The sequence below is a fragment of the Uliginosibacterium silvisoli genome (assembly GCF_036017035.1).
GTDB lineage: Bacteria > Pseudomonadota > Gammaproteobacteria > Burkholderiales > Rhodocyclaceae > Viridibacterium > Viridibacterium silvisoli.
Window position 1 is genome coordinate 1,192,089 of sequence record NZ_JAYXHS010000001.1, and the last position, 24,168, is coordinate 1,216,256.

Below are 24,168 nucleotides of genomic sequence, written 5' to 3' on the forward strand. Positions count from 1 at the left end.
GCATGGCGGCCACTGCTGCATCGCTTATCGACGTGTCGTGGCAGAAGAGCTTGAGTTGGTGACGCAGCGTGCATCCGGATAGGCCTGGGCCTTGGGCCCGCCATCGCGTTCCCAGCCGTCGCCGGGCGAAGTCTGCATGCAGGCGATCTTGCCGTTGAGCTTGCTCTTCCACTGGTACCAGGGAGCGGGGGCCGCCTGGGCCGCCAGTACAACGAGACACAGCGAGATACCTGTCGCCCGTTTTTTCATCAGCAGAAAAACGACTCGACGAAATGTGGTTCACCTGAAAAGCGTACGACCAGGGACTTTGCAGTGGTGGTCAGCGTGGCGCCATTGCTGAAGGCCAGCTCCAGCGCGATCTGTCCTGTGAATTCAGAGGGCAGCGGAAGGATGGCGAGTTCTTCACCTGCGACTGCGAGCTTGCCGCTCGCCAATTTGCCCACGCATTCATTCAGCGGCCCGACCCAGGTTGCGTCGGACAGCAGTATCTCGACGGGGCGGACATAGCCGCTGTCGGCATCGCCAGGCTCGCCGCCCGAGCGATGTGCAAAAGCCGACGAGAAGGCGATATGCAGTCCATCCGTGCCGGGCTGGACGGCATTTACTTGCGAGTCATGGAATTCGATGGCGATGTTCATCAGACTCGCGTGACCCCGCTCAATGGCAGCCGCGCGGCGCCGGTGGTGGCGTGGCGATGTCGCGGCTGGCTCCCGCCGCTTCGAGCTGCTGCAGATAGTCTGCCCACAGCTTTTCGTGCTGCGTGGCGAGCAGGTAGAGGTGATCCCAGCTGTAGATGCCGGAGTCGTGGCCGTCGGAGAACACCAGCTTGACGCCGTAGTTGCCCACCGGCTCGATGGCTGTGATGGCCACGTTCCGCTTGCCGGTCTGCAAGACTTCCTGCCCGGCACCATGACCGCGCACCTCGGCAGAGGGCGAATGGACGCGCAACAGCTCATGGCTCAGCTGCGCGCTGACGCCATTATCGAAATGTACTTCGAGCAGGCGCGACTGCTGGTGCAGGCGCAGTTCGGTGGGGATGGGGGTGTTGCTATCGAGACCGGCCATGGTGTTTCCGTGTGGGTGCTTGATGAGGCGCTTTATTTCAAGACGATGACGTGTCATAAATCGTTCATGAATCGGCAATACACTGCGCGCACTACTTAGCGAGAGCAACATAATGGCTGCCAATATTCTGCTGGTCGAAGACGAGCCCGCGATCCAGGAACTGATCGCCGCCAATCTTACCCGTGCCGGTCACACCGTAGTGCGCGCAGCCGATGCCGAGGCGGCACAGCGCATCGTGCGCGACGCCCTGCCCGATCTCGTGCTGCTCGACTGGATGCTGCCCGGCATGTCCGGCATCGAACTGGCGCGTCGCCTGCGTACCGAAGAGCGGACCAAGCAGATCCCCATCATCATGCTGACCGCGCGTAGTGAAGAAGAGGACCGCGTGATGGGCCTCGAGACCGGCGCCGATGATTACATTTCCAAGCCCTTCAGCCCGCGCGAACTGGTCGCCCGTATCAAGGCCGTACTGCGCCGGCGTGCGCCCGAAGCGACCGAAGATGCGGTCGAGACCTCCGGCCTGCGGCTTGACCCGGCCACGCACCGCGTGACTGCGGGCGAACAGGGCATCAATCTCGGCCCGACCGAATTCCGCTTGCTGCACTACCTCATGACCCACCCGGAACGCGTACACTCGCGCTCACAACTGCTCGATCAGGTATGGGGCGACCACGTGTTCGTGGAAGAGCGTACGGTCGACGTGCATATCCGTCGCCTGCGCAGTGCGCTCGAAGCGACGCAGCACGACCGCCTGATCCAGACCGTGCGTGGCAGCGGTTATCGCCTGTCGGCAGACGCCGTCGTGGCCGACAACGCCTGACCGCTGCGCACCTTCGACCCGCCATCGGCGGGCTTCGCAACAACCGCGTGAGGTAACGCCATTTTTCCAAGCCGTCTGATCTGGACTTACGCAATCGGCTTCCTGTCCGGCCTGTTCATCGCAGCCGGGTTTGTCTGGGCTTTCTTCGGGGGCCTTGCGGCAGCGCTGGTCACCTGCTTTGGCCTGCTGGCCATCATCGTTTATCACCTGCGCAACCTTGGCAAGCTCATGAATTGGGCGCGCGAGCCGCTCGGCACGCCTACGCCGCATGCCTGGGGCACTTGGGATCATGTCTTCGCCGCACTGTCGCGGCATTCGCGGGTGGCTTACGACCAACGCGAGCGCCTGTCGCAAACCCTTGCGCGTTTTCGCGAAGCTGCGCAGGCGATGCCGGATGGCGTCATCTACCTGACGCGCCAGAACACCATCGAGTGGGTCAACGTCGCCGCCCAGCATCACTTCGGTCTCGACGCCACCCGCGATGTCGGCACGGCCATCAGCAACCTCGTGCGCCAGCCCGATTTCGTCGGCTACGTCGAGCGCGGTGAGTACCAGGAGCCGCTGGTTTTCAAGCCGGTGCGCAATGACAGCCTGACCCTGTCGATGCAGATCGTGCCCTTCGGTGAAGACCTCAAGATGCTGTTGTCGCGTGATATCAGCCAGCTGGAAAAGCTGGAGAACATGCGTCGCGACTTCGTCGCCAACGTGTCGCACGAACTCAAGACACCGCTGACCGTGGTGAGCGGTTTCGTCGAAATGCTGCATGACGGGCTGGAAGACTTCTCCGCCGACGATGCACGCCGCTACCTGAATCTGGCGAGTGAGCAGGCTGTACGCATGCAGCGCCTGATCGAAGACCTGCTGGCTTTGTCGGCGCTGGAAACCGGTGCGCCGATGCCGGTGGAGGACAAGGTGGACGTGCATGGATTGCTGCGCAGCGTGGCGCAGGAAGCCGAGCTGCTCTCGGCCGGGCGTCATCGCGTCACCGTCAAGCGTGGGGCTGGTGCAACCCTCATCGGCTCGCAGAAAGAGATCCACAGCGTGCTTGCCAACCTGGCGAGCAATGCCGTGCGCTATACCCCGGAGGGTGGCGAGATCTGCCTCATCTGGCAAACCACGCACGAAGGGGCCGAGCTGGCGGTGCAGGACAACGGGCCTGGCATCGAGGCGCAGCATCTGCCACGCCTGACAGAGCGTTTCTATCGTGTGGATCGTGGCCGCTCGCGCGAGAGCGGTGGCACCGGCTTGGGTCTGGCCATCGTCAAACATGTGATGACGCGCCATCAGGGTACGCTGGAGATCCAGAGCGAGCCGGGTCGTGGCAGCCGCTTCGCGGCACACTTTCCAGCGCGCCGCGTGATCAAGCTCGAGACGGAAAAAGCCGGCGAGTGAGTGGCTGATGAAGCGTGGGCCAATCCACGTTCATCAACGCAGGCCGGGGCCTAGTCGACGGTGTCTTCGCCAGGCTCGCGTGCGAAGGTCACGCGGTCAAAGTTGGCCCCACGTGAGGTCAGCTTGGACATGCGGCCGAACCACTGGCCGTCTTCATAGACTTCGACACGTCGCCCTGCCAGATACCAACCGGCAGGCACGATGAGACTGGCTTCAGTTTTCAGCGCGGCAATGCCGGGCACCATGAAGCCCAGCCGGTAACGCTCACGTGCCGAACGATCGCCGAGATGCAGACGTACGGCCACTACCTTGGGCGGCCCAGGCAGGAGATTGACGCCCGCCTGCAGGGTGCCGTCGTGTTGATACTGCAGCCAGCTGACTTCCGCCAGTAGCATTGGCGCAGCGGGCGTGGCGCGCAGGCCGACCAGCTGGCGATGCTCGACGCGCGAGTCGCCCTGGTTGCGTGCCAGACGATAGCCGGCGACGGACTGATCATTGACCTGCCACACCTCTTCCTGTGCGTAGCCCAGTTGCGCTGCGCGTTGCACGAGGTACTCCGGCGTGATCTCGGGATCGATGCGGTCGCCGAAGGTGCGGATGATCTGTGAGTCGGAAAAGCTGGTGAGACGCGCGTCCGTGGGTTGCGAGAACTCACGGCCTTCGAGGAAGAACGCAATCGTCTGCTGATCAACGCATAGCTGCACCTTGGCATTGAGGCGGCGGCGCGGGAACTTGCGGCCGGCCGCAGCGTGGCCCCAGGGGCGATACAGCGAGACGAGCAGACGCGAGCAAGCGGGTTGCACGCAGTCATCGCCCAGCCCCAGCGAGGCGGGCGAGACGCTTTTCTTGAGTTGTGCGACGACGGCCTGGATGTGATTGGCGAGGCGCTTGGTGTCGATGCCGCGCAACTTTGCTTCGGGGGCGATCAGGCCGATCGGGCGCAGGCCATGATCGGAGTTCACATCAAGCGCAAACTGGGTGGCCTTTTCCGGGCGCGGTTCGCTGTCCGGCAGCACGATGCAGTACGGCGCAAAGCGTTGTGCCCAGCGCATGATCCACACCAGCTCGCGCGGCGTGCGGCCGCTGGGCATGGCAGCGTCGACCAGCAGCAGTGCGACATAGCATTCCTGCGCACTCTGGGCGCCCCACACTTCGTTGAGTGCATCCGGCACGCGCACATCGGCGAGGCCGGCGCGCTCGGCTGCGACGAACAAGGTGTGCAGATTGCGCCACAGGCCGGGCGGCATTTCACGGCGTGCGCGGAAATTCTCGACCATGGCCAAGGCGCAGTACTGGATACGGCGATGCGCCAGCAGGGCGCGCTTGTCCATGAAGCCGGGGTCCATCGCCGAGCGTTGGGCGATGAGGGAGTAGCTGCGCGCCATCGTGGTCCAGCCGGCGACGACACGTTGCAGGCGTTCGTCTTCTTCGCTGGCGGGGGGGAGCGGGCGCGCGATGTAACGTTGCGAGGCTTGCGCCATGACGAAGTCCAGCGTCGTGCGCATCTCTTCAAGCACCTGCAGGTGCTCGGCGGGCTCTGGCGGATGGGCACACATGCCATCGAGCAGGAAGCCCATGACGGCCATGGAGTCGTCTACATCGGTGGGATTGAGTGCGCGCAGCGCAGCGAGACACTGGGACGATTGCGAAAAATCGGTATGGGCCAGATTGCGCGTGCCAATCATCAGCAATTTCCTCCGTCGACCGTCGTGCGGGCCGGGCGCAAGCCCATGTCCGACGCAACACAGGCCGTGTTGCGCAAGGCATCGACTGGATGGGGCGCGGAAAGTTGCGATCCTGCAGAAGACAAGGATTGAATCCCGGAGCGCGCTGTGCTCATGTGTGTCTGCTCACATCGTGTATTGACCACTCGCACGGCGTTCCTCGAATCAGTCTTTAGCTACCCACACGATCGATACTGCCAGAGCCATGATTTTCATCTGTCACAAGACAGACATATGGGCAGTTCGACCAACACTTTTCTGTGACTTTTTTGTTGCGCCGCACGCGCCTTACTGCCACGCAGAATGCTGCAGTGGCGAGTATGACAGATGATGATTAAGCCGAACAATCGTGCCGTCGTACGGTCAGACCCCCGATTGAAGGGGCCGCGTGGCCGCCGCAGGCCCGTATTCATGCTGTTGGCGGCAAGCCTGAGCGAGGCTTGAATGGTGGATACTTCCGCGGCGGCCCGGCTTGTACCGCACAAAAAACATTGCATCGCACCCAAAAGGAACAGGGATGGATTGGAGTCATGAACTGCTTGCCAGCTTCATCTGGCTGAGCAAGGCGTTTGGTATCAGCATCATCGGTCTGATTTTCGTCACCTGGGGGCTGTGCCGGTTTACCGGCTGGGGGCGTCAGTTCAAACGCCTTGCCTGGCCCTACTTCGCACCTTCGCGCAGCTGGAAGCCGCTAGCGGTACTGGCGCTGATCGTGTTCATGACCCTCTTCTCGGTGCGCATGAACGTGCTGTTCTCGTTCTGGTACAACGGCTTCTACACGGCCATGCAGAAGCTCGATGCAAAGGCTTTCTGGTTCATGCTGGGTGTCTTCGCCATCCTCGCTACCGTGCACGTGGCGCGGGCGCTACTGACCTACTATCTGCGCCAGGCCTTCCTGATCCACTGGCGCACGGCGCTGACCGACAGCGTGATCAAGCGCTGGCTGGATAACCAGGGCTACCACCGCAGTCGCTACGTCAAGGACGCAGTCGACAACCCCGACCAACGCATCCAGCAGGACGTAGACAGCTTCGTCGCCAGCTCGCTGACCTTGTCGATGGGCTTGCTCGACGCCGTGGTTTCGTTGTTCTCCTTCACGCTGATCCTGTGGGGCCTGTCGGGCGCCCTGACTTTGCTGGGCGTCGAGATCCCGCGTGCGATGGTGTTCCTCGTCTATCTCTACGTGATCGTCGCCACGGTGTTCGCGATCTGGATCGGTCGCCCCTTGATCCAGCTGAACTTCCTCAACGAGAAGCTCAACGCGAATTTCCGCTACGCATTGATCCGCGTGCGCGAGTACGGCGAGAGCATCGCCTTCTTCCGCGGCGAGGCGGTCGAGCGCGCGACGCTGATGGGTCGCTTCGCCGGCGTGATCGGCAATATGTGGGCGATCGTCCACCGTTCGGTCAAGTTCCAGGGTTTCAACCTGTCAATCTCGCAGGCGGCAGTGGTCTTTCCGATGATCGTGCAGGCGCCTCGCCTGTTCAGCAAACAGATCACGCTAGGTGACGTCATGCAGACCGCCGAGGCATTCGGCCAGGTGCAGGACGCCCTGTCTTTCTTCCGTAGTTCGTACGATGAGTTCACCGGCTACCGCGCCGTACTCAATCGTCTCAGCGGTTTTCTCGACAGCATGGATGAGGCCGAGCGCCTGCCCGTCATCGAGACGCAGGGCGAGGCCGGGCTGCTGGCGTTCGAATCGCTGACGGTGTTGCGCCCGGATGGCGGCGTCTTGCTGGAGGACCTGTCCTTGCGTCTTTCGGCAGGCGGGGCCTTGCTGATCCGGGGCCCTTCGGGTGCCGGCAAGACCACGCTCTTGCGCGCCGTGGCCGGGCTGTGGCCGTTTGCGACGGGCAAGGTGATCCGTCCGGTCGGCGAGCAGGCTTTGTTCCTGCCGCAGAAGCCTTACCTGCCGCTGGGCACGCTGCGTGCTGCACTGAATTACCCGGCGACGGAGCATGCCGGGGCTGCGGCCGAAGACATCCTGCGGCAATGCCAGCTTGGTCATCTTGTTTCGCGACTCGATGAAGAGGCTGACTGGACCGGCATGTTGTCACTCGGCGAGCAGCAGCGTCTGGCGATCGGGCGAGCCTTGCTGGCGCGACCGCAGGTGCTGTTCCTCGACGAAGCCAGTTCGGCCATGGACGAAGGGCTGGAGCACGCCATGTATGGCTTGCTGCGGCGGACCTTGCCGGAAGCAATTCTCGTCAGCGTCGGCCATCGCAGCAGCTTGCTGGAGTTCCATACGCAAGAGATGGAACTGCTCGGCGCGGGCAAGTGGCAGACGCGCGTCTTGTCGCCTGCCTGAGGCTTGCACCTTGCCGACCGGGCGCATGGAGCGCTGCCGGGCGGCGCGGGTGTTGCTCGTGGCGTGCGCTAGTCTGCCCGCGTGTGCGGTAACGAGATCCTTCGTGCCGTGCACGCAACACGCACACGAGGACAGATCATGTTTCGAACCATCCCCCCCACACTTTTGCGCGCAGTGCCGCTCGCTTTGGCGCTTGCCACGGCGAGCCCGGCCAAGGCTGCAAACGTCAGCATCTATGGCCATATCGACATTGGCGGTCTGCCGCAGCCACCGGTGCTGATTGTGCCGACGCCGGTAATCATTACGCCGCCACGCGTCATGGTCGAGCGCGAGCCGGTCTATCTGCATGTGCCGCCGGGGCATCGCAAGAACTGGCGCAAGCATTGCGGTCGTTATAACGCCTGCGGGGAGCGCGTTTATTTCGTGCAGGACGAGTGGTACGAGCGCGTCTACGTACCCGAGCGCGCGCGCCACGGACATCCGCCTCATCATCACGACCGGGGCTACGAAGTGGAGTACCGCGAGCATCGCACCATCAAGGCGCCACCGCCGCCACGCGCGCCCGAGCCGCCAAGGCATGGCGGCGGGCCGGGTCACGACAAGGGCCACGGCGACCACGGCAAGCACAAAGGCCACTAGGGGCCACTGAGGGGGCACCGGGCGCCACTGAGGCTCCATGCAGATCGAGGCACGCCCGGTGCCTCGATGAAGTCTTAATCAGGTGGAGGTGGCGGGCGCGTAGTGCGCCATCTCTTCGCCCAGTCTGATGGGGCGACCGGGCATCCACTCCGGGTTGAAGTGAAGTGCCGGCCCGGGTTGTTTCGGGAACAGCATCACGACGGTCGAGCCGAGCAGGAAGCGGCCCATTTCCTCGCCCTTGCGCACCACCACGTACTTGTCGGCGTAATGCCATTCGCGTACATCGCCGGTGCGCGGCGGATTCACCACGCCGTGCCACACCGTGGCCATGCTGCCGACAATGGTGGCGCCGACCAGGATCAGCACGAAGGACTTGCCGGTGCTGATGCCGGATGAATCCAGCTCGTCGAATACGCACACCACGCGCTCGTTGCGCGCGAACAGCCCCGGCACGCCGCGCGCCGTCGTCGGGTTCACCGAGAACAGATCGCCGGGCACGTAGATCATGCGCGTCAGGCGGCCATCGCATGGCATGTGGATGCGGTGGTAATCCTTGGGGCTCAGGTACAGCGTGGCAAAACTGCCATGCTCGAACTGTGCGGCCAGCTTCTCGTCACCGCCGACGACGGCCTGCGTCGTGTAGTGATGGCCCTTGGCCTGGAAAATCTGGTGACGATCGATGGCACCGAACTGGCTGATCGCGCCATCGACCGGGCAGATCAGGTCGGCATTGGCGAGCGGGCGTGCACCGGGCTTGAGGGCACGCGTGAAGAAATCGTTGAAGGTCTTGTAGGTCGTGATGTCCGGCTGGGCCGCTTCGCTCATGTCGACGCCGTATTTGCGCACGAAGCGGCGGATGATGCCCGTCGTGATTGCCCCCCAGCGATTGCCCGCGACAAAGCCCGCGAAGACGGTGATCGCTTTCTTGGGGAAAAGATATTGCGGCAGTACGGCAGTGCGATCGGACACGGGGATTCCCGGGAGTGGTGTGGGGCGCCATTGTATCGTGCGCGCGTGGGGGCGGGAGACGGGCGCCGGGCAGGCCGCCGGCCTTTCTCTCCTGTCTGCCATTATCCCGTTCGCAAGATTGGCGCCGGACCCTGCCCGCGCCGCTTGCCCGCGGGGCTGCTGCTCGCGTAATGAGGGCACTCGTCGAAGAAGCGTAACGCCAGCTTCAGTGCGTCGGGCCCGGCAGGGTCCGAGAATGCCTGTTTTGCATGGCCGCCGCTCCAGGCATGTGCCAGCCCGGCGACACGAATGAGGCGTATGCAAGGCTGGCCCGCCAGTTTCCAGTCGACCACGTTGTACGGCCTGCGCGTGCCGCGTCGTATGTCGCGCCCATGTCCTGGTGCCGGCCGCGCATGGGCCGCGTGTGGGAAGAGCTCGAGCCACAGGGCAACCGATGCCAGCGCGTTGTCCGGAACGACGGTGCGGTCAGTTTCGCCGTGAATGAGCAGCAGGGGCGGTGCTTGCCGGCCTGCCAGAGCCAGACGCAAAGCCTGCACATCCGGCCCGCGATGGCCGTGCATGGCCTGACTTGCCTGCACGGCATTGCGCGCGCTGTGAGGTACCGCACCGGAGTGACTGACCACGGCCGCAAAACGCTGAGGAAAGCGCAGCGCCAGGGTGAGTGCCATGCTGCCGCCCGCCGACATGCCAAGCAGATATACACGCTCCTGCAGCACGGCTTGCTGACTGCAGACGTGTTCGATGATGCTCATGAGCAAGCCCGCTTCCGCCGCCACGCGCAGGTCGGAGCGAAACCAGTTCCAGCAGCGTTGTGCGTTGGCCTGCGAGGATTGCTCCGGCAACAGGATCATGCAGTTCGCGCTACGCGCCACCCTGGCCGCGTGCGTGCTTGCCGCGAAGCTGGCGGCGTCCTGCCCGCAACCGTGCAGCAATACGAGGAGTGACACCGGGCGCGACTTGCTCGCCGCGTCCGGCACGAACAGGCAGTAGCTGCGTTGCGCCAGGGGGCCAAGCCCCCAGCGCCCCTCCAGCCATTGGCCGCTGCCGCGACTGATCGGTGGCGGCGCGGGCGAAACGACGCCGTTCAACGCCTGCCGCGTCGTCTGGCGGGCTTGGCGTATTTGCCTGGTCGTGGTCTCCGCCAGCGCTTCGGCGACGGCCTTGCTCATCGCCTTGCCGACCTTCTTCTGCGTGCGCACAGTGCTTCTCGTCGCTGCCTGCGACAAGACCTTCCATGCGTTCAACCAGCCTGGTTTTCTAGCCATGGCAATGCACGTGGGGCGATGAGACTTTCATGAGGGGGCCTGGCCGGGGTCTGAGGGAAAGCGCTGCTGCTTTGCAGCATCCGGCATGCCCGCTAAAATGCGATGGTCGGCAGCATGGGCAGCCATGTGGCCGACGCGTTCTCAGGGCGGGGCGGAATTCCCCACCGGCGGTATGCGCAACTTGTTGCGTGAGCCCGCGAGCGCTCGCTACCTGCAAGGGGGGGCGAGGTCAGCAGATCTGGTAAGTCGAGAGACAACGCCAGGGCCGACGGTCATAGTCCGGATAAAAGAGATCGCGATTCTCCTGGCGTTCGTGCGTCTGCATGTTCGCCGTGTTGTCGCGTGCCCTGATTCTGGCCAATCCATCCAAGAGGAAAACCATGAATCAGTCTTTTCAAAACACCAGCAGTTCTCTGGCCAGCGCCGGCAGCACGCGCATAGCCTTCATTTCATCTTCCTGGCACCGCGACATCGTGCTCAAGGCGCGCGACGCATTGCTCGCAGAATTCGCAAGCAGCGGTCTCAGCGAGTCACAGGTCGAGCAGTTCGAGGTGCCCGGCGCTTTCGAGATTCCCCTGCTTGCGAAAAAGCTCGCCCGGAGCGGTCGCTATGCCGCTGTCGTGGCCTGCGGCTTCGTTGTCGATGGCGGTATCTATCGACATGAGTTCGTGGCCTCGGCGGTCATCGACGGCCTGATGCGCGTGCAGCTCGAAACGGATGTGCCGGTATTGTCGGCCGTGCTCACGCCGCACGCCTTCCACGACCATGCCGAGCACCAGCGTTTCTTTGCCGAGCACTTCGTGACCAAGGGGACCGAGGTAGCGCGTGCGTGTCTTGAGACCATTGCCGCCCACCACGCAATAAGCAAACTGGCAGGGGCCTGAAGCTAACGTAACGGCGAGGCTTTCCTCGTAGGAGCGGGCCATGCCCGCGACACCATGCGTTCAACCAGGCCTGTGCTGATTGGTGCGCTAAGTGGTCGCAGGCATGGCCCGTTCCCGCAACCAGCATGACTTTCCCTGTGCTTTACAGACTGTCGCGCGCCTGCGCGGCGATCTCGAACGAACGCAAGCGCGCGGCGTGATCGAACATCTGGCAGGTGATCATCAGCTCGTCTGCGCCGGTCTTTTCGATGAAGGCGGCGAGCTTTGCGCGCACCGTGTCCGGCGCGCCAATGGCGGCACTCGACAGTACGTTGGCGAGCATGAACTGTTGCGGTGGTTCCAGCGTGTCGAAGTAACCCGGCCGCGGGGGCTTGAGGCGTGAGGGCCGGCCGCTGCGCAGGTTCACGAAGGCCTGCTGCATGGAGGTGGCGAGCACGGCTGCCTCCTCGTCCGTGTCCGCTGCGAAGACGTTGAAGCCAAGCATGACGTAGGGCTTGTCTAGCCGCACGGAGGGGCGGAACTGTGCGCGATACACGCGCAGGGCTTCCATCATCTGCTCCGGCGCGAAATGCGAGGCGAAGGCATAGGGCAGGCCGAGGGCCGCGGCGAGCTGCGCGCCGAACAGGCTGGAACCGAGAATCCACACCGGTACGTTCAAGCCCTCGCCGGGCACGGCGCGCACGCGCTGGCCTTCCTGTGCGGGCGCGAAGTAGTTCATCAGCTCGATCACGTCCTGCGGGAATTCGTCACCGCTGGTGAGTGCGCGGCGCATGGCGCGCGCAGCCGCCTGATCGGAGCCCGGCGCGCGGCCGAGGCCCAGGTCGATACGGCCGGGGAAGAGGGATTCGAGCGTGCCGAACTGTTCGGCGATGACCAGGGGTGAGTGGTTCGGCAGCATCACGCCGCCGGCGCCCACGCGAATCGTCGAGGTACCCGCCGCGACATGGCCGATGACCACGGCGGTTGCGGCGCTGGCGATGCCGGGCATGCTGTGATGCTCGGCCAGCCAGTAACGCTGGTAGCCCCAGCGCTCGGCATGCTGCGCCAGATCGCGCGAGTTGCGGAAGGATTGCGACGCGTCACTGCCCTCGGTGATGGGCGAGAGGTCGAGAACGGAAAATGGAATGCGTGGTGTGCTCATCCGTGGCACTTGGGGCCGAGGGGGCCGGTATCAAGTGCTGCAAGTGCGCAAAGTGTGTCCTGCGTGGCCGCCGCACGCCCTCAGGCCGCCGCCGTCGCTGCAGGACCCGTCGTGGGACGACGCATGGCGAACTGGTTGCGCCCGCCCTGCTTGGCCTCGTATAGCGCCGCATCGGCCAGCGCAATGATGTCCTCTGCCTTGGGCGCCGGGCCTTCGATGTAGGCGATGCCAATACTGGTCGTGACGGCCGGCAAATTGTGATTGCGCGTGTGGATGCCGCTCACCTCGGCGAGGATTTTCTCGGCGATGCGGCCCGCGTTCTCCGTCGGCCCGATGCGGTCGAGCAGGATGCAGAATTCGTCGCCCCCCATGCGGCCGAGCACGTCGGAGGCGCGCAGGGCACGCCGCAGGGCATCGGCAAATGCCTTCAGCATGCTGTCGCCGGTGGCGTGGCCCCAGGTGTCGTTGATGCGCTTGAAGTGATCGATATCGAGATACAGCACAGCGATGGGCGCAGCACCGCGCCGACGTTGCAGGACCTGCCCCAGCATCTCGACGAAGCAGAAGCGGTTGCAGGCACCGGTGAGTTCATCGACGAGGGCCTTGGCCTGCCATTTCATCTCGCGCTCCTTGAGCGCATTGATGTCCCAGGCAATGATGCAGAAGCCGGTCTGCGTGCCCTGCGCATCGCGCTGCGGAATGAAGTGGCCCTGCACGTGGCGCGCGCCATCCATGGTCATGAGCATGTTCTCGTATTCGACGGACTGGCCCGTCTGCACCTTGACGATATGACGTTGCACGCGGGCATAGTGTTCGTCGCCGAGGAACTCGTGGATCGTCTGGCCGAGGGCGGGCTCGCGGCCGAGCATCTCGAGGTAGTGCCGGTTCCAGTACTGGAAGCGTTCCTCGTTGTCGACGGCGGCGACGAGGCCCGGAATGTCGTCGGTAATCGAGCGCAGCAGCGACTGCTGCTGGCTGAGGGCGGCCAGCGCGCGGCTGCGTTCTTCGAGCAGGGCGGCATTGGTCTCGAAAGCCAGCCGGTCACCCAGCGCGGCACCGAGCAGGCCGGCGACGAGGCGCAGGGTCTGTACGTCTTCCTCGCTGAAAGCGTGTGCGGTGGACGAGATGATCTTGAGCACGCCTACGGCTATGCCGGCGCGGAACAAGGGCGCGACCACCATGGCCGCCGAGCCGATCTTGCGCGCCGCTTCGCGATTCACGCGTGGGTCGTTGTAGGCATCCTCCGAAATCGTGACGGTGCCGCTGGCGATACACAGGCCGGAGAGCGACGTGCCACGCTTGAGGCGCAGGCCGACGTATTCGGCGACGCCGCCGCTGGCGGCGACGTAGACCAGTTCGTCGTCTTCCACCATCTCGACGACTGCGCCCGTGGCGGGCGTGATCTGCAGCATGCGTTCGACCACGAGCGGCAGGAAACCCTCCAGGTTCAGCGCCGTCTGCGCCAGTGCCGTCTGCGTGTCGATGATCTTGTTGAGCTTGTCGGCCTGTATCTCGAGCTTCTGCATCGCGGCATGGCGCAAACCGCCTTCGGTCAGCAGATGCTGGTTGGCCATTTCGGTGGCTTCGGCCGCGTACTGCTCGTTGCGTAGCAGGCGCATGGCGAACCAGAAGGAGGCGCCGAGCAACAGCATGTCCAAGATCGCAATGATGGCCGAGATGTCACGGGTACGGCGTTCGAGGTCCCGGGCGCTGGCCTGCGCCGCAGCCGACTTCATGTTGGCGTCGTCGATCTGTTTGCCGATGAGCGTGCGCAGCGCGTCCATGATCTGCTTGCCGCGCAGGAAGTCTTCATCGGTGGCCAGCTTGCTGGCGGCACGCATGGCGATCTGTTCGCGTTGGTAGGTGGACGCTTGCTGGTCGAGCTGCCAGAGCGTGTGAACCGTCGCCTCGTTGTGGGTCGTGGTCAACCGCTGCGCGATCTCTGGCAGCAGCAAATTGACGATGCCGCGCCCCGCAATATACGGCTCGAGAAACTCGCGCAGGCCAGAGAGCACGAAGCCGCGCTGGCCCGTCTCGGCATCCTTGTAGGCCCCCAGCAACTGGTTCAGCTGGTCGACATCAGCGGCAATCTCGTTCGCCGTCGTCTGGCGCTCCACCACGCGCTGCGCCAGCACGAAGGGCACGATGGTATTGATGACCAGCACGACGAGGCCGATCAGGAAAGCGAGCCGCAGTCTCTTGTTCATTTTCCGCCCGAGGGTTGCGGGTCGATCCGTGCGCAGAGGTCGTCATTCCTCGGCGCTGCGTCAGCCCGTGTCTGGAACCTTACGTCATTTTATAGACGTGCCTTGAGCATTGTTCCATCAGCCGACACGGGGCAAAACGATCAGGTGCAGCGCGCGGGGCTGATCCCGAAGGGCGGGGAAGCAGGTCAGGCGGCTGCGCGCAGTGGCGCGGGTGCGCTCCAGCGGCGCAGTTCATCCAGTGTCGCGGGCGACAGGCTGGCCGCATCGACAGCATTGCTGCGCGCGTAAATCATCAGGCCAAGCAATTCGACCAGCAGGCGGCTTTCCCTCGGCAGCACGGCATCTACCGCCGGGTGTGCCTGCAGGCAGCGCGCCGTTGCCTGCTGGACTTGCTCGAACGTAATCGGGTTCATGGTGCTTCCTTGGCGTCCTGCCTCTCCGGGCGGTGAAGAATACGGGAATGGTCTTGTATGTGAGACTGTATATTTGTACAGTCATGCTTTGCAAGTCGATTTCGTACATTGAATCTGCCGGGCCACCTGTACGTATGCCCTCCATTGCTTTCATGACCCTGTCCGCAACCCCTCCATCCCCACCGAGCCACGCCTACCTCGCCAGACTCAACACCGAGCAAAGGCAGGCGGTCGAGCACGGCATCGACGCGCACGGCGGCAACACCCCGGGTGCGCCAGCGGGCCCGCTGCTGGTCATCGCCGGCGCCGGTTCGGGCAAGACCAATACGCTGGCGCATCGCGTTGCGCACCTGATCGCCCATGGCGCCGATCCGCGCGGCATCCTGCTGCTGACTTTCTCGCGCCGCGCCGCCATCGAGATGGGCCGCCGCGTGGAGCGCATCGTCGCCAGCATCGACGGACCTGCCTCGCAACTGGCCGGTGCTGCCCTCACCTGGGCTGGCACCTTCCACAGCATCGGTGCGCGCCTGCTGCGCGAGTATGCGCAGCAGCTCGGCATGAGCCCTTCCTTCACCATCCATGACCGTGAGGATTCGGCCGACCTGCTCAACCTCGTGCGCCACGAGCTGGGCCTGTCGAGCAAAGAGAAACGCTTTCCGGCCAAGCACACCTGCCTGTCCATCTACTCGCGCGTCATCAACACCAGTGCAGCGCTCAAGCATGTGCTGGAGACTGCGTTCCCCTGGTGTGCGGAATGGGAGGACGAACTGCGCCGCCTGTTCGCGGGCTATGTCGAAGCCAAGCAGAAGCAAGCGGTGCTCGACTACGACGACCTGCTGCTTTACTGGGCGCAGATGCTCACCGAGCCCGCGCTGGCGGAGAGCGTCGGCGCGCGCTTCCAGCACGTGCTGGTCGATGAGTACCAGGACACCAATCTGCTGCAGGCGGCCATCCTCAAGGCGCTCAAGCCGGACGGGCGCGGCCTCACTGTGGTTGGCGACGATGCGCAATCCATCTACGCGTTTCGTGGCGCGACGGTGCGCAACATCCTCGACTTTCCACAGCAGTTCGACCCGCCCGCCACCATCGTCACGCTGGAGCGAAACTACCGCTCGACGCCGGGCATCCTCGACGCATCGAATGCCGTCATCGGCAGGGCCCGCGAGCGCTACAGCAAGGAGCTGTGGACCGAGAAGCCGGCGGCTGGCTCGCCGCTGCTCGTCACTGTGCGCGACGAGATGGATCAGGCACAGTACGTCGTCAGCCAGATCCTCGAACGCCGCGAGGAAGGCACAACACTGAAAAAGCAGGCCGTGCTGTTCCGCGCCGCCCATCACAGTGCGCAGATCGAGATCGAACTCACGCGCCGCAACGTGCCCTTCGTGAAATTCGGCGGCCTCAAATTCCTCGAGGCGGCGCATATCAAGGACCTGCTTGCCGTGCTGCGCTGGATCGAGAATCCGCGCGATCGCGTCGCCGGTTTTCGCGTGCTGCACCTCCTGCCCGGCATCGGCCCGAAGACGGCGGGCAAGGTGCTCGACGAGATCTCGTTGAGCGATGAGCCGCTGGCCATCATCGAAGCCTTCACGCCACCTGCTCAGGCGAAATCCGACTGGCAGTTGTTCGTTGAAATGATCCGTCTGACACGCGGCGGCAACTCACGCTGGCCCGCCGAATTCGAACTCGTGCGCCAGTGGTACGAACCGCACATGGAGCGCAAGCATGAAGACGCCCTCGCACGTGGCGGCGACTTGCTGCAGATGGAGAAGATCGCCGCCGGCTACCCGACGCGCGAGCGCTTCCTCTCCGAGCTCACGCTCGATCCACCCGACGCGACGAGCGATGAATCCGGCGTACCGCTGCTCGACGAGGACTACCTGATCCTGTCCACCATTCATTCAGCTAAGGGGCAGGAGTGGGATAACGTGTTCCTGCTCAATGCGGTCGACGGCTGCATTCCTTCGGACATGGCCACCGGCAACGACGAAGAGATCGAAGAAGAGCGTCGCCTGCTCTACGTCGCCATGACGCGCGCCAAAGACCAGCTGCAGATCCTCACGCCACAACGCTTCTATGTGCACGGCCAGTCGAGCACGGGCGACCGTCACGTGTATGCCAATTGCACGCGCTTCATCCCCGCTGAGTTGATTCCACATTTTGAGACGAAGGCCTGGCCGATTGCTTCGCCACCTGCATTGAATACGCCGGGAACGCCACCGCCACAGGCCTTCATTGATCTGGCGGCGAAGATGCGGGAGATGTGGAAGGCGTAGTTGTAGTCGTCGGGAATTGTGGCAACCCTCTCCCGACGCTATCGCGCCACCCTCTCCCCGGCTGGGGAGAGGGAACTGCTACGTGATGGCCGCTGCTGTTCCCTCGCCCGCTTGCGGGAGAGGGTGGTCCGTCAGGACCGGGAGAGGGCGCGCTTCACCAAGGAAACAATAAACAACATGCCCATAAAAACCGGCACCGCCTCCTGGGCAGACAAAAGCCTCATCGCCTGCGGCCGCTTCTATCCGCGCGGCTGCACCACGGCCGAGGCGCGCTTGCGCTACTACGCCACGCAGTTTCCGCTGGTCGAAGTCGACAGCAGCTACTACGCCATGCCGTCAGCACAGAACTCACAACTCTGGGCCGAGCGTACGCCGGATGACTTCGTCATCGACATGAAAGCCTTCCGCCTGTTCACGGGCCACCCTGCACCGCTCAGCGCTTTGCCGGAAGACATCTTCAATGCGCTGCCACGAACGGCGAAGCTCAACGTCTTCTACCGCGATGTCCCGCCGGAAATCCGCGACGAACTCTGGCGCCGCTTCATCGACGCGTTACGCCCGCTAAAGACCGCCAACAAACTCGGCGCCGTGGTGTTCCAGTTCGCGCCGTGGATACTCAACAACCGCGCCGGCAAGGCACACGTCGAACACTGTGCCGATCGCATGGCAGGTCACGTCGTCGCCGTCGAGTTCCGCAACCGCAGCTGGTTCCAGGACGAAAGGAAGACGGCTGAGACGCTGGCCTTCGAGCGCGACCGCGGCCTGGTCAACATCATCGTCGACGAACCGCAGGGCTTCGAGAACAGCATCCCTGCCGTATGGGAAGTGACCAACCCGAAACTCGCCATGGTGCGCTTGCATGGCCGCAATGCCGTCAGTTGGGAGAATCGCAGCAAGAGTACCGGCGGCCGCTTCGACTACGAGTACCCCGACGAAGAACTCGCATCGCTGTCCATCGACATCAAGCGCATTTCAGGCCTCGCTGATGACGTGCACACCGTGCTCAATACCAACAAGGAGGATCAAGGGCAGCGCAATGCGCAGCGGCTGATCTGGCAGTTGCAGGAAGTAGTGCCAATCTGAGAGTGGCAATGGACTTCGATAGCAGCTTATGTTTTTCCAATAATCCTGTAAGTCTTTCCCTGATCTCCCCATACATGCCTATCAACGAAGAATGGCGGGCCTGCACAAAAAAGAGAGGGATCAGGGCTGAGCAGACCGCCCATCGCCTCTTCGCGATAAAAGAGCAGCAGGACAAGAAAAAGTGCAGCAACTCCGTTCAATGCATGCTTCAGGCAAGCCTCCTCAAAATGCGTATGGCGGCGATGCTTGACTTTGTTATATGCCGTCCACCACAAAGGGCTTGAACCCTCGTGCCAACTTTCCCAAGGAGTCAAGGTAAGTCCGAATCGAGGCACGGTAACAACGTAGCTTTCGAGCCCCGGAAAGGTTGAGAAAATTACTGACCTATACGTGTTGATACTGCTGGCTCGGCAATTGGGATCAAGCTTTTCGCATAGCTGCTTTAGTACGACATCAACCTCTGACGCTGCTGCGAACAGGACTCTTGCCAGCTCAATTGAATGACAAGCGAAGTTGCTTTCAGTCGGTTCAACATAGCGCGCTAAGCGGGCTACATCGTCTTCTATCGATAAAAAGTAATTCCAGTGCTGCAAGGGGGCTCTTGTCTCTATACCCATCGCCTCTCCCGTTCCACTTGCGTGCGCTAAATAGTCACATTCTTGCTTAGTTTTGGTAATCACATCTACGCGTAACCCTCCCTTTGCGAATTTCTAGTCGCCTAAATGGCTTCTGTGATGCCCGAGGTGCAACCGGGCGGGCTGCCTCATGGAGGCTCGGAAGTGTCCACGAGGAAATTTGTCTTTGACGTGAGCGCTCACTTCGCATACGATGCGCAGCCCCGTCGGGGTGTAGCGCAGCCCGGTAGCGCGCTTGCTTTGGGAGCAAGATGTCGAGAGTTCGAATCCCTCCACCCCGACCACTTATTCGCAGTGCCCACAGTTTCCCGGGTCTGCAGCAGTAAAAAAGCCGTTCCAGCGTAGCTGGAACGGCTTTTTTCATTGGTGGCCTGCGCCGGTGGCTCAGAGCATGAAGCCCAAGTCGCGCGTGCTGAAGTTGCCGATATTGGGGGCGATCAGGCTCAGCTCGCTGTCGCTGACACCGAACCACTTCGCCATCGTCGAGGCGTACTGATCGACCGAGCTTCTGGGTAGCAGACGCCCTGAGCCGACGTCGTCTGTCGTGCCCATGGCGACGACCGGGAAGGTACCGTAGATGTCCCCGCCCTTGACCGCGCCGCCGACCACGAAGTGATGCGCGCCCCAGCCGTGGTCCGAGCCGTCACCATTGCTGGTGAGGGTGCGGCCGAAGTCGGAAGCCGTGAATAGCGTGGCCTGGTTGGCGACGCCGAGATTCACCGTGGCCTGGTAGAAGTAATTGATGGCACCGGCCAGCTGTGTGTGCAGGCTGGCTTGTGCGGTGATCTGGTTGTCGTGCGTGTCGAAGCCGCCGAGGCTGACGAAGAACACCTGACGTTTGGCGCCGAGGGTGGTATTCACAGCGATCAGGCGTGCCACGATCTGCAGTTGCTGGGCGAGGCGGTTGTTGGCCTGGGCGCCGAGCGCGACGCGTGAGTCGGTCGCCGGCACGGTGGCAAGTGCCGTGCTGACCTGGCTGGCAGCGCCGATGGAGCGCGTCACGACGCTGGCATGATCCTGCTCCAGCACCTGACTGCTACTCTGCTGCGTGAGCGACTTGAGTACGTTGGCGCCGCTGCTGGCCCCATTGCCCGAGCCGAACAGATTGGTGCTGGTGGTGCCGCTGATGGCCGTCGCACCACTGGTGCCGATCTGGTACTGGAAGATGTTCTGGCCGGACAGGAACACCGTGTTGCCGGAAGCGGAAATGGCTGTGAAGATGGTGTTGCTGTTGGCGGCGGCAAACATGTCGCCGAGACGCCCCCCCCAACCGACCTTGCCGCCTTCGGGGCTGAAGGCTTGCCAGGTGGCCTGCTGGTCGTTGTGCGAGAACAGCTTGGGCGGCGCGGCGACGGTGCCGGCCTTGTATTGCGCGGCATTGGTGATGGGCGTGATCAGCGGACCGACGTTGGCCATGACAGCCGCCTTGTTGGCCGCGAACAAGGCCTGCAATGGCGCGAGCTCTGCCGACACAGCGAACTGGCGGCCCGAGCCTTGCGAGGTGGTTGGCACAATTTCCAGCAAGCCGGTGCGATCCAGCGCGATGCCGCCCGCGGACACGAGACCGCCACGTGCAGCAGCATAGGTTGCGTGCGAGCCGGTGTCATACGGTATGACGGTATTGTTGTGATCGTTGCCGCCATTGAGGAACACGCAGACGAGGGCCTTGTAGTCGCTGGGCATGGTTGCCGCAGCTGCCGAGCCAATGCCGGCAAGGTTCAGCGCAAAGGGTGCTGCGCTGCCGAGCGAGCCGAGTGCGGCGGCACGCTTGAGGAATTCACGACGTGATGCAGAGCCGATCAGATGCATGGTGCGCTCATTTCTGGACGAGGTAGTCGGGCGAGGCCATCGCCAGATAAATGGCGAGGTACACGCGATTCTTGCGGGCGGTGTCGATGGCAGCGGCATTGCCGGTCAGCGCAATCGCGCTGACGGCATTGATGATCTGTGTGCGCGTCGCGGCCTTCATGCCATTGGCAAGCAGGAGAAGATTGACCCGGTCGACCAGTTGGGTCGGGCTGTCGGTCAACGCGATCTCGCTGGCGTAGTTGGCGATCACACGGTCTGCCGTCACGCCCGAGCTCGAACTCGGGCCGCTCGGAATCACCCCCTGCATGTAGTTGATGTAGCCCGCCACCGAGGTCTCGTGGGTGATCTGCATTTCCGGTACGACCAGGCCTGCCGTCGCGGCACCGGTGTTCGGTGGCACGTAGCCGGGGCGGTAGAAGTTGAAGACCGAAGGTGATTTGAAAATCGCCTGTCCGAGCGAGCTGCCCGAGTTCGTTGTGTCGCCGATGGCGTAGCGCGAGGAAGACGGTGCTGCATTGAAAGCCCGGCCCCAGTTGGCGAGACGGATGACGGGTTCGCGCAGCTTGCCGAAGTTGTTGCCCTGCGCCGTCGTCAGGTCGCGCGCCTCGCTGTCGAGCAGGATGGCGCGGATCACCGCCTTCATGTCGCCGCGCACGCCCGCACCGTTGTTGTTGAAGGCCGAGGCAACACGTGCCACGTAGGCCGGGCTCGGATTACTGGTGACAAGACGCTGGATCAGTTGCTTGCCGATGAAAGGACCGACGTTGGGGTGATTGAACAGAGTATCGAGCGCCGCGCTCAGGCTGGCTGCCGGATTGGCCGTGCCTTGTGCGGCGATCGTCGTGCCGAGGAAAGCCTTGGTCGATACCGAGTGGAACTTGGGATAGGCCTGCATCGGAATGACATCGCGATTGGGGTCCTGCGTGCCGCCACCATAGAAGCGCGTATCGGTGATGTCCGGCCCGCCCCAGCTCCAGCCGGTGAACACCTTGGCGAGTCCGCTGACGTCCGTATTGGTGTAGCTCTCGACGGGATTGCCGCCGGCGAGCTTGGGCGTGCCATCGAGATTGAGCTGGTACAGGCCGATGGTGAAGAGCTGCATCACTTCGCGGGCGTAGTTCTCATCCGGCACGCGCCCCGTCGCCACGTTCTCCTTCTGGTTACGGATGTGCGTCAGGTAGGTCCCCATCATCGGGTGCAGGGAGACATCCTGCAGCAGGGTGCGGAAGTTGCCGAAGGCGTTGCGGCCCAGCATGTCGTAGTAAGACGCAACGCCGCGCACGGTGATGCCATCGCCGTCAAAGGAGATGACGAAGATCTGCGACAGGGCGTAGGCCATGCGCTGACGCAACTGGTCCTGGCCGGAGATGGCGCCCTTCCAGAAGCTCTCCCAGAACATGTTCTGTGTAGGGGTGGTCGGCGCAAACTGGTCGACGTACTCGAGCGCACTGGCCTGCGGTTTTTCGAACTCGCGCGCGATCCAGGTTTCCGCCGTGTTGCCGGTCATGCCGTCGATGGTGGCCTGGGTCGGGCCGAAGCTGGCCTGGACAAGAAGACGTGCCGCGGTCTGCTGGGTGAGCGGCGTGCCCGGCAGGTTGATCTCGCTCGACGCGGACGACGAGGCGCCCGAACTGCCACCCTTGCCGCCACCGCCGCCCCCACCGCCGCAGGCGGCCAGCGCGCTGCTCAGCAGCAAGACTGCCCAGATATTCATGTGCCGCATGCGCAGCCCCCTCTCGATAAACATACAGACCCATCCTGTAAATTTTTGTTATTGGCGGCATTCTAGTAAGGCCCGGACGGGTCGGAAAAAGCGCTGACCAGCGGAAATGGATGCGGGATGGGTGGGTCCGGACGCGTGGCCGAGCGAAGTCGGACGGTATGAAAACAAGCATGATCGGAGCGGGGGTAACACTGCGTATCCGGGCGCCCACGTCCAGCCCGGCAATTCGGCGATAATCGGACGTCTGGCGCGCCTCCCGTCGCCCGTCCAAACAAAAAGAGAACGCATGAGCCAAGCCCCCGTCTGGCGTGCGCTGCTGTCGCGGCGCATGTTGATCATCCTGTTCACCGGTTTTGCGTCCGGCTTGCCGCTGGCCCTGACCGGGCAAGCGATGCAGGCCTGGCTGACGGTGGATGGGCTGGACCTTGCCACCATCGGCTTCCTCGGTCTGGTGGGCGTGCCGTACACCTTCAAGTTCCTGTGGGCGCCGCTCATGGACCGCTTCGAACCGCCCTGGCTGGGGCGCAGGCGCGGCTGGCTGGTGCTGACGCAGCTGGCGCTGGCGGGGGTGCTGTTCCTGATGTCGGGCCTGTCCCCCAGGCTCGATCTGGGCAGCTTTGCATTGGCGGCGCTGGCGCTGGCCTTTCTCTCCGCCTCGCAAGACGTTGTCATTGACGCCTATCGCACGGATCTGCTGACCGAGAAGTCGGAGTACGGCCTGGGGGCGTCGCTGAATGTCTTCGGCTATCGCCTTGCGATGATCCTCTCCGGTGGCGTGTCGCTGCTGTGGGCCGAGCAGTGGCAATCCTGGCCGCGCGTCTATGGCGTGATGGCCGTCATCATGCTCGTCGCCGCTGTCGTGTCGCTGCTGCTTGCGCCGCGCGTGAGCAGCGAGTCGAAGCCGCTGGCATCCAATCCCCTCGGCGAACTGCGCGGCTTTGCCGCCATGCTGGCAGGGGTTGTACTGGGTTACTGGCTGGCACACGAGTTGTTGATCCTGGCGGGTCTGCGACCCGATGATCCGAACAAGTGGATACAGCTGCTGTTTGTCGTGGCCGAGATCGCCGTGGCCCTGCCGCTCGCCTGGTGGGGTGCGCGCCTGGCGAAATTCGAGACACTCAATCAATCCCTCAGCAGTTACTTTTCCCAGCAGGGCGCTGCAGCCTTCCTGCTGCTGATCATCCTCTACAAGCTGGGCGATGCCTTTGCAGGCAGCCTGACAACGCCGTTCCTGATCCGCGGCATGGGCTTCAACCAGGCCGAGGTCGGCATCGCAGTCAAGCTGATCGGCTTCTGGCTTACCATCTTTGGCGCCTTCATCGGCGGCTTCCTCATGCTGCGCCTCGGGCTGTATCGCGCGCTGCTGTTGTTCGGCTTCTTCCAGTTGCTGTCGAACCTGGGCTTCTATGCGCTGGCGGTGATGGGCAAGGGCGCCTGGGGGGCGGTCATGGTGCAGCCCTTCGACTGGGTCATCGTTGCGCTGAAAGCGCCCGCATCACTCGACTTCCTGCTGCTGGCCGTCATTGCCGGCGAGAACATCACGGGCGGCATGGGTACGGTCGCTTTCGTCGGCTTGCTGATGGGCCTGTGCAATCGGCGTTTCACGGCAACGCACTACGCACTCCTTTCGGCGTTTGCCGCGGTCGGCCGGATCTACGTCAGCCCCTTGTCAGGAGTTCTTTCTGAAAGCATTGGCTGGTCTGGCTTCTTCATCCTCTCCGTCGTATTTGCCCTGCCGGGCGTAGCGATGGTCTGGTGGATGCGAACGCAATTGCTCGCCCTGTCAGAGTCCCCCACTTCCACCCAAACCGAATGAGT

20 protein-coding genes, 1 tRNA gene and 1 riboswitch are annotated in these 24,168 nt (G+C 63.2%); of the genes, 9 read left to right on the forward strand and 12 right to left on the reverse strand.

Translation table 11 applies throughout. The annotated features are described in order from the left end of the window. Positions 1–24: 24 nt before the first annotated feature. Genes VVD49_RS05530 through VVD49_RS05540 form a run of 3 tightly spaced genes read right to left on the reverse strand, consistent with a single transcriptional unit; the run spans position 25 to position 1,065 of the window. Positions 25–249: a hypothetical protein gene (locus tag VVD49_RS05530; RefSeq protein WP_327598136.1), complete on the reverse strand. Its 225-nt coding sequence runs from the start codon at positions 247–249 to the stop codon at positions 25–27. After that, positions 249–638: a hypothetical protein gene (locus tag VVD49_RS05535; RefSeq protein WP_327598137.1), complete on the reverse strand. Its 390-nt coding sequence runs from the start codon at positions 636–638 to the stop codon at positions 249–251. Before VVD49_RS05535 ends, VVD49_RS05530 begins: the two co-directional genes overlap by 1 nt. A gap of 19 nt (positions 639–657) precedes the next feature. Continuing rightward, positions 658–1,065, reverse strand: a complete 408-nt coding sequence (locus tag VVD49_RS05540) for a gamma-butyrobetaine hydroxylase family protein (RefSeq protein ID WP_327598138.1) — start codon at positions 1,063–1,065, stop codon at positions 658–660. A 112-nt stretch (positions 1,066–1,177) separates the two neighbouring features. Here VVD49_RS05540 and phoB point away from each other — a divergent pair, with 112 nt between their 5' ends. Continuing rightward, positions 1,178–1,885 carry a phosphate regulon transcriptional regulator PhoB gene (phoB, locus tag VVD49_RS05545; protein ID WP_327598139.1) on the forward strand — a complete coding sequence of 236 codons (708 nt, stop codon included), beginning with the start codon at positions 1,178–1,180 and terminating at the stop codon, positions 1,883–1,885. A gap of 102 nt (positions 1,886–1,987) precedes the next feature. After that, positions 1,988–3,277 carry a phosphate regulon sensor histidine kinase PhoR gene (gene phoR / locus VVD49_RS05550; RefSeq protein ID WP_416384892.1) on the forward strand — a complete coding sequence of 430 codons (1,290 nt, stop codon included), beginning with the start codon at positions 1,988–1,990 and terminating at the stop codon, positions 3,275–3,277. 50 nt (positions 3,278–3,327) lie between these two features. Here the strand turns inward: phoR and VVD49_RS05555 are convergent, their stop codons facing one another. Then, complete coding sequence (locus VVD49_RS05555) at positions 3,328–4,962, reverse strand: hypothetical protein (protein WP_327598140.1); 1,635 nt, start codon at positions 4,960–4,962, stop codon at positions 3,328–3,330. 556 nt (positions 4,963–5,518) lie between these two features. Here VVD49_RS05555 and VVD49_RS05560 point away from each other — a divergent pair. Together VVD49_RS05560 and VVD49_RS05565 are read left to right on the forward strand one after the other, a co-directional pair. Next, entirely contained in the window at positions 5,519–7,309 is a 1,791-nt protein-coding gene (locus tag VVD49_RS05560) for an ABC transporter ATP-binding protein/permease (protein WP_327598141.1), read from the forward strand. Between the two features lie 138 nt (positions 7,310–7,447). Further along, complete coding sequence (locus tag VVD49_RS05565) at positions 7,448–7,948, forward strand: hypothetical protein (RefSeq protein WP_327598142.1); 501 nt, start codon at positions 7,448–7,450, stop codon at positions 7,946–7,948. A 78-nt stretch (positions 7,949–8,026) separates the two neighbouring features. Here VVD49_RS05565 and asd read toward each other — a convergent pair whose 3' ends face one another. Both asd and VVD49_RS05575 read right to left on the reverse strand, forming a co-directional pair. Beyond that, positions 8,027–8,917, reverse strand: a complete 891-nt coding sequence (gene asd / locus VVD49_RS05570; protein ID WP_327598143.1) for an archaetidylserine decarboxylase — start codon at positions 8,915–8,917, stop codon at positions 8,027–8,029. Positions 8,918–9,018: 101 nt separating this feature from the next. After that, entirely contained in the window at positions 9,019–10,182 is a 1,164-nt protein-coding gene (locus VVD49_RS05575; RefSeq protein WP_327598144.1) for an extracellular catalytic domain type 1 short-chain-length polyhydroxyalkanoate depolymerase, read from the reverse strand. A 133-nt stretch (positions 10,183–10,315) separates the two neighbouring features. Next, positions 10,316–10,481: riboswitch (FMN riboswitch) on the forward strand. An 81-nt stretch (positions 10,482–10,562) separates the two neighbouring features. Here VVD49_RS05575 and VVD49_RS05580 point away from each other — a divergent pair. After that, positions 10,563–11,066: a 6,7-dimethyl-8-ribityllumazine synthase gene (locus VVD49_RS05580; RefSeq protein WP_327598145.1), complete on the forward strand. Its 504-nt coding sequence runs from the start codon at positions 10,563–10,565 to the stop codon at positions 11,064–11,066. Between the two features lie 142 nt (positions 11,067–11,208). On the opposite strand, the gene VVD49_RS05585 is transcribed toward VVD49_RS05580, so the two are convergent. From VVD49_RS05585 to VVD49_RS05595, 3 genes are all read right to left on the reverse strand, one after another. Further along, entirely contained in the window at positions 11,209–12,207 is a 999-nt protein-coding gene (locus VVD49_RS05585; RefSeq protein ID WP_327598146.1) for an LLM class flavin-dependent oxidoreductase, read from the reverse strand. An 80-nt stretch (positions 12,208–12,287) separates the two neighbouring features. Then, entirely contained in the window at positions 12,288–14,414 is a 2,127-nt protein-coding gene (locus VVD49_RS05590) for a diguanylate cyclase domain-containing protein (protein ID WP_327598147.1), read from the reverse strand. 185 nt (positions 14,415–14,599) lie between these two features. After that, complete coding sequence (locus VVD49_RS05595) at positions 14,600–14,827, reverse strand: DUF3717 domain-containing protein (RefSeq protein ID WP_327598148.1); 228 nt, start codon at positions 14,825–14,827, stop codon at positions 14,600–14,602. Positions 14,828–14,979: 152 nt separating this feature from the next. On the opposite strand from VVD49_RS05595, the gene VVD49_RS05600 reads away from it, so the two are divergent. Next, positions 14,980–17,100, forward strand: coding sequence for an ATP-dependent helicase (locus VVD49_RS05600; RefSeq protein WP_327598149.1), 2,121 nt, complete (start codon positions 14,980–14,982; stop codon positions 17,098–17,100). 177 nt (positions 17,101–17,277) lie between these two features. Then, the gene (locus tag VVD49_RS05605) at positions 17,278–18,183 is read left to right on the forward strand and encodes a DUF72 domain-containing protein (protein WP_327598150.1); all 906 of its coding nucleotides are present in this window, start codon (positions 17,278–17,280) and stop codon (positions 18,181–18,183) included. 26 nt (positions 18,184–18,209) lie between these two features. Here the strand turns inward: VVD49_RS05605 and VVD49_RS05610 are convergent, their stop codons facing one another. Further along, complete coding sequence (locus VVD49_RS05610; RefSeq protein ID WP_327598151.1) at positions 18,210–18,800, reverse strand: hypothetical protein; 591 nt, start codon at positions 18,798–18,800, stop codon at positions 18,210–18,212. A 225-nt stretch (positions 18,801–19,025) separates the two neighbouring features. Here VVD49_RS05610 and VVD49_RS05615 point away from each other — a divergent pair. Then, a tRNA-Pro gene (locus VVD49_RS05615) sits at positions 19,026–19,102 on the forward strand. A gap of 100 nt (positions 19,103–19,202) precedes the next feature. Here the strand turns inward: VVD49_RS05615 and VVD49_RS05620 are convergent. Then, on the reverse strand, positions 19,203–20,627 hold the full coding sequence (locus VVD49_RS05620; RefSeq protein WP_327598152.1) for a DUF1501 domain-containing protein: 1,425 nt from the start codon (positions 20,625–20,627) through the stop codon (positions 19,203–19,205). 7 nt (positions 20,628–20,634) lie between these two features. Then, positions 20,635–22,341: a DUF1800 domain-containing protein gene (locus tag VVD49_RS05625; RefSeq protein WP_327598153.1), complete on the reverse strand. Its 1,707-nt coding sequence runs from the start codon at positions 22,339–22,341 to the stop codon at positions 20,635–20,637. A 295-nt stretch (positions 22,342–22,636) separates the two neighbouring features. Here VVD49_RS05625 and VVD49_RS05630 point away from each other — a divergent pair, with 295 nt between their 5' ends. Next, positions 22,637–24,166: an AmpG family muropeptide MFS transporter gene (locus VVD49_RS05630; protein WP_416384882.1), complete on the forward strand. Its 1,530-nt coding sequence runs from the start codon at positions 22,637–22,639 to the stop codon at positions 24,164–24,166. The last annotated feature ends 2 nt before the right edge of the window (positions 24,167–24,168 follow it).

Bases quoted from the DNA above. Each gene is read 5' to 3' on its own strand.
- phoB (WP_327598139.1), top strand. From the start codon at position 1,178: ATGGCTGCCAATATTCTGCTGGTCGAAGACGAGCCCGCGATCCAGGAA.
- VVD49_RS05605 (WP_327598150.1), top strand. From the start codon at position 17,278: ATGCCCATAAAAACCGGCACCGCCTCCTGGGCAGACAAAAGCCTCATC.
- VVD49_RS05600 (WP_327598149.1), top strand. From the start codon at position 14,980: ATGACCCTGTCCGCAACCCCTCCATCCCCACCGAGCCACGCCTACCTC.
- VVD49_RS05540 (WP_327598138.1), bottom strand. From the start codon at position 1,065: ATGGCCGGTCTCGATAGCAACACCCCCATCCCCACCGAACTGCGCCTG.
- VVD49_RS05585 (WP_327598146.1), bottom strand. From the start codon at position 12,207: ATGAGCACACCACGCATTCCATTTTCCGTTCTCGACCTCTCGCCCATC.
- VVD49_RS05620 (WP_327598152.1), bottom strand. From the start codon at position 20,627: ATGCATCTGATCGGCTCTGCATCACGTCGTGAATTCCTCAAGCGTGCC.
- VVD49_RS05555 (WP_327598140.1), bottom strand. From the start codon at position 4,962: ATGATTGGCACGCGCAATCTGGCCCATACCGATTTTTCGCAATCGTCC.
- VVD49_RS05535 (WP_327598137.1), bottom strand. From the start codon at position 638: ATGAACATCGCCATCGAATTCCATGACTCGCAAGTAAATGCCGTCCAG.
- VVD49_RS05625 (WP_327598153.1), bottom strand. From the start codon at position 22,341: ATGAATATCTGGGCAGTCTTGCTGCTGAGCAGCGCGCTGGCCGCCTGC.
- VVD49_RS05575 (WP_327598144.1), bottom strand. From the start codon at position 10,182: ATGGCTAGAAAACCAGGCTGGTTGAACGCATGGAAGGTCTTGTCGCAG.
- VVD49_RS05610 (WP_327598151.1), bottom strand. From the start codon at position 18,800: ATGGGTATAGAGACAAGAGCCCCCTTGCAGCACTGGAATTACTTTTTA.
- VVD49_RS05580 (WP_327598145.1), top strand. From the start codon at position 10,563: ATGAATCAGTCTTTTCAAAACACCAGCAGTTCTCTGGCCAGCGCCGGC.
- VVD49_RS05590 (WP_327598147.1), bottom strand. From the start codon at position 14,414: ATGAACAAGAGACTGCGGCTCGCTTTCCTGATCGGCCTCGTCGTGCTG.
- VVD49_RS05565 (WP_327598142.1), top strand. From the start codon at position 7,448: ATGTTTCGAACCATCCCCCCCACACTTTTGCGCGCAGTGCCGCTCGCT.
- VVD49_RS05630 (WP_416384882.1), top strand. From the start codon at position 22,637: ATGAGCCAAGCCCCCGTCTGGCGTGCGCTGCTGTCGCGGCGCATGTTG.
- VVD49_RS05595 (WP_327598148.1), bottom strand. From the start codon at position 14,827: ATGAACCCGATTACGTTCGAGCAAGTCCAGCAGGCAACGGCGCGCTGC.
- VVD49_RS05530 (WP_327598136.1), bottom strand. From the start codon at position 249: ATGAAAAAACGGGCGACAGGTATCTCGCTGTGTCTCGTTGTACTGGCG.
- VVD49_RS05560 (WP_327598141.1), top strand. From the start codon at position 5,519: ATGGATTGGAGTCATGAACTGCTTGCCAGCTTCATCTGGCTGAGCAAG.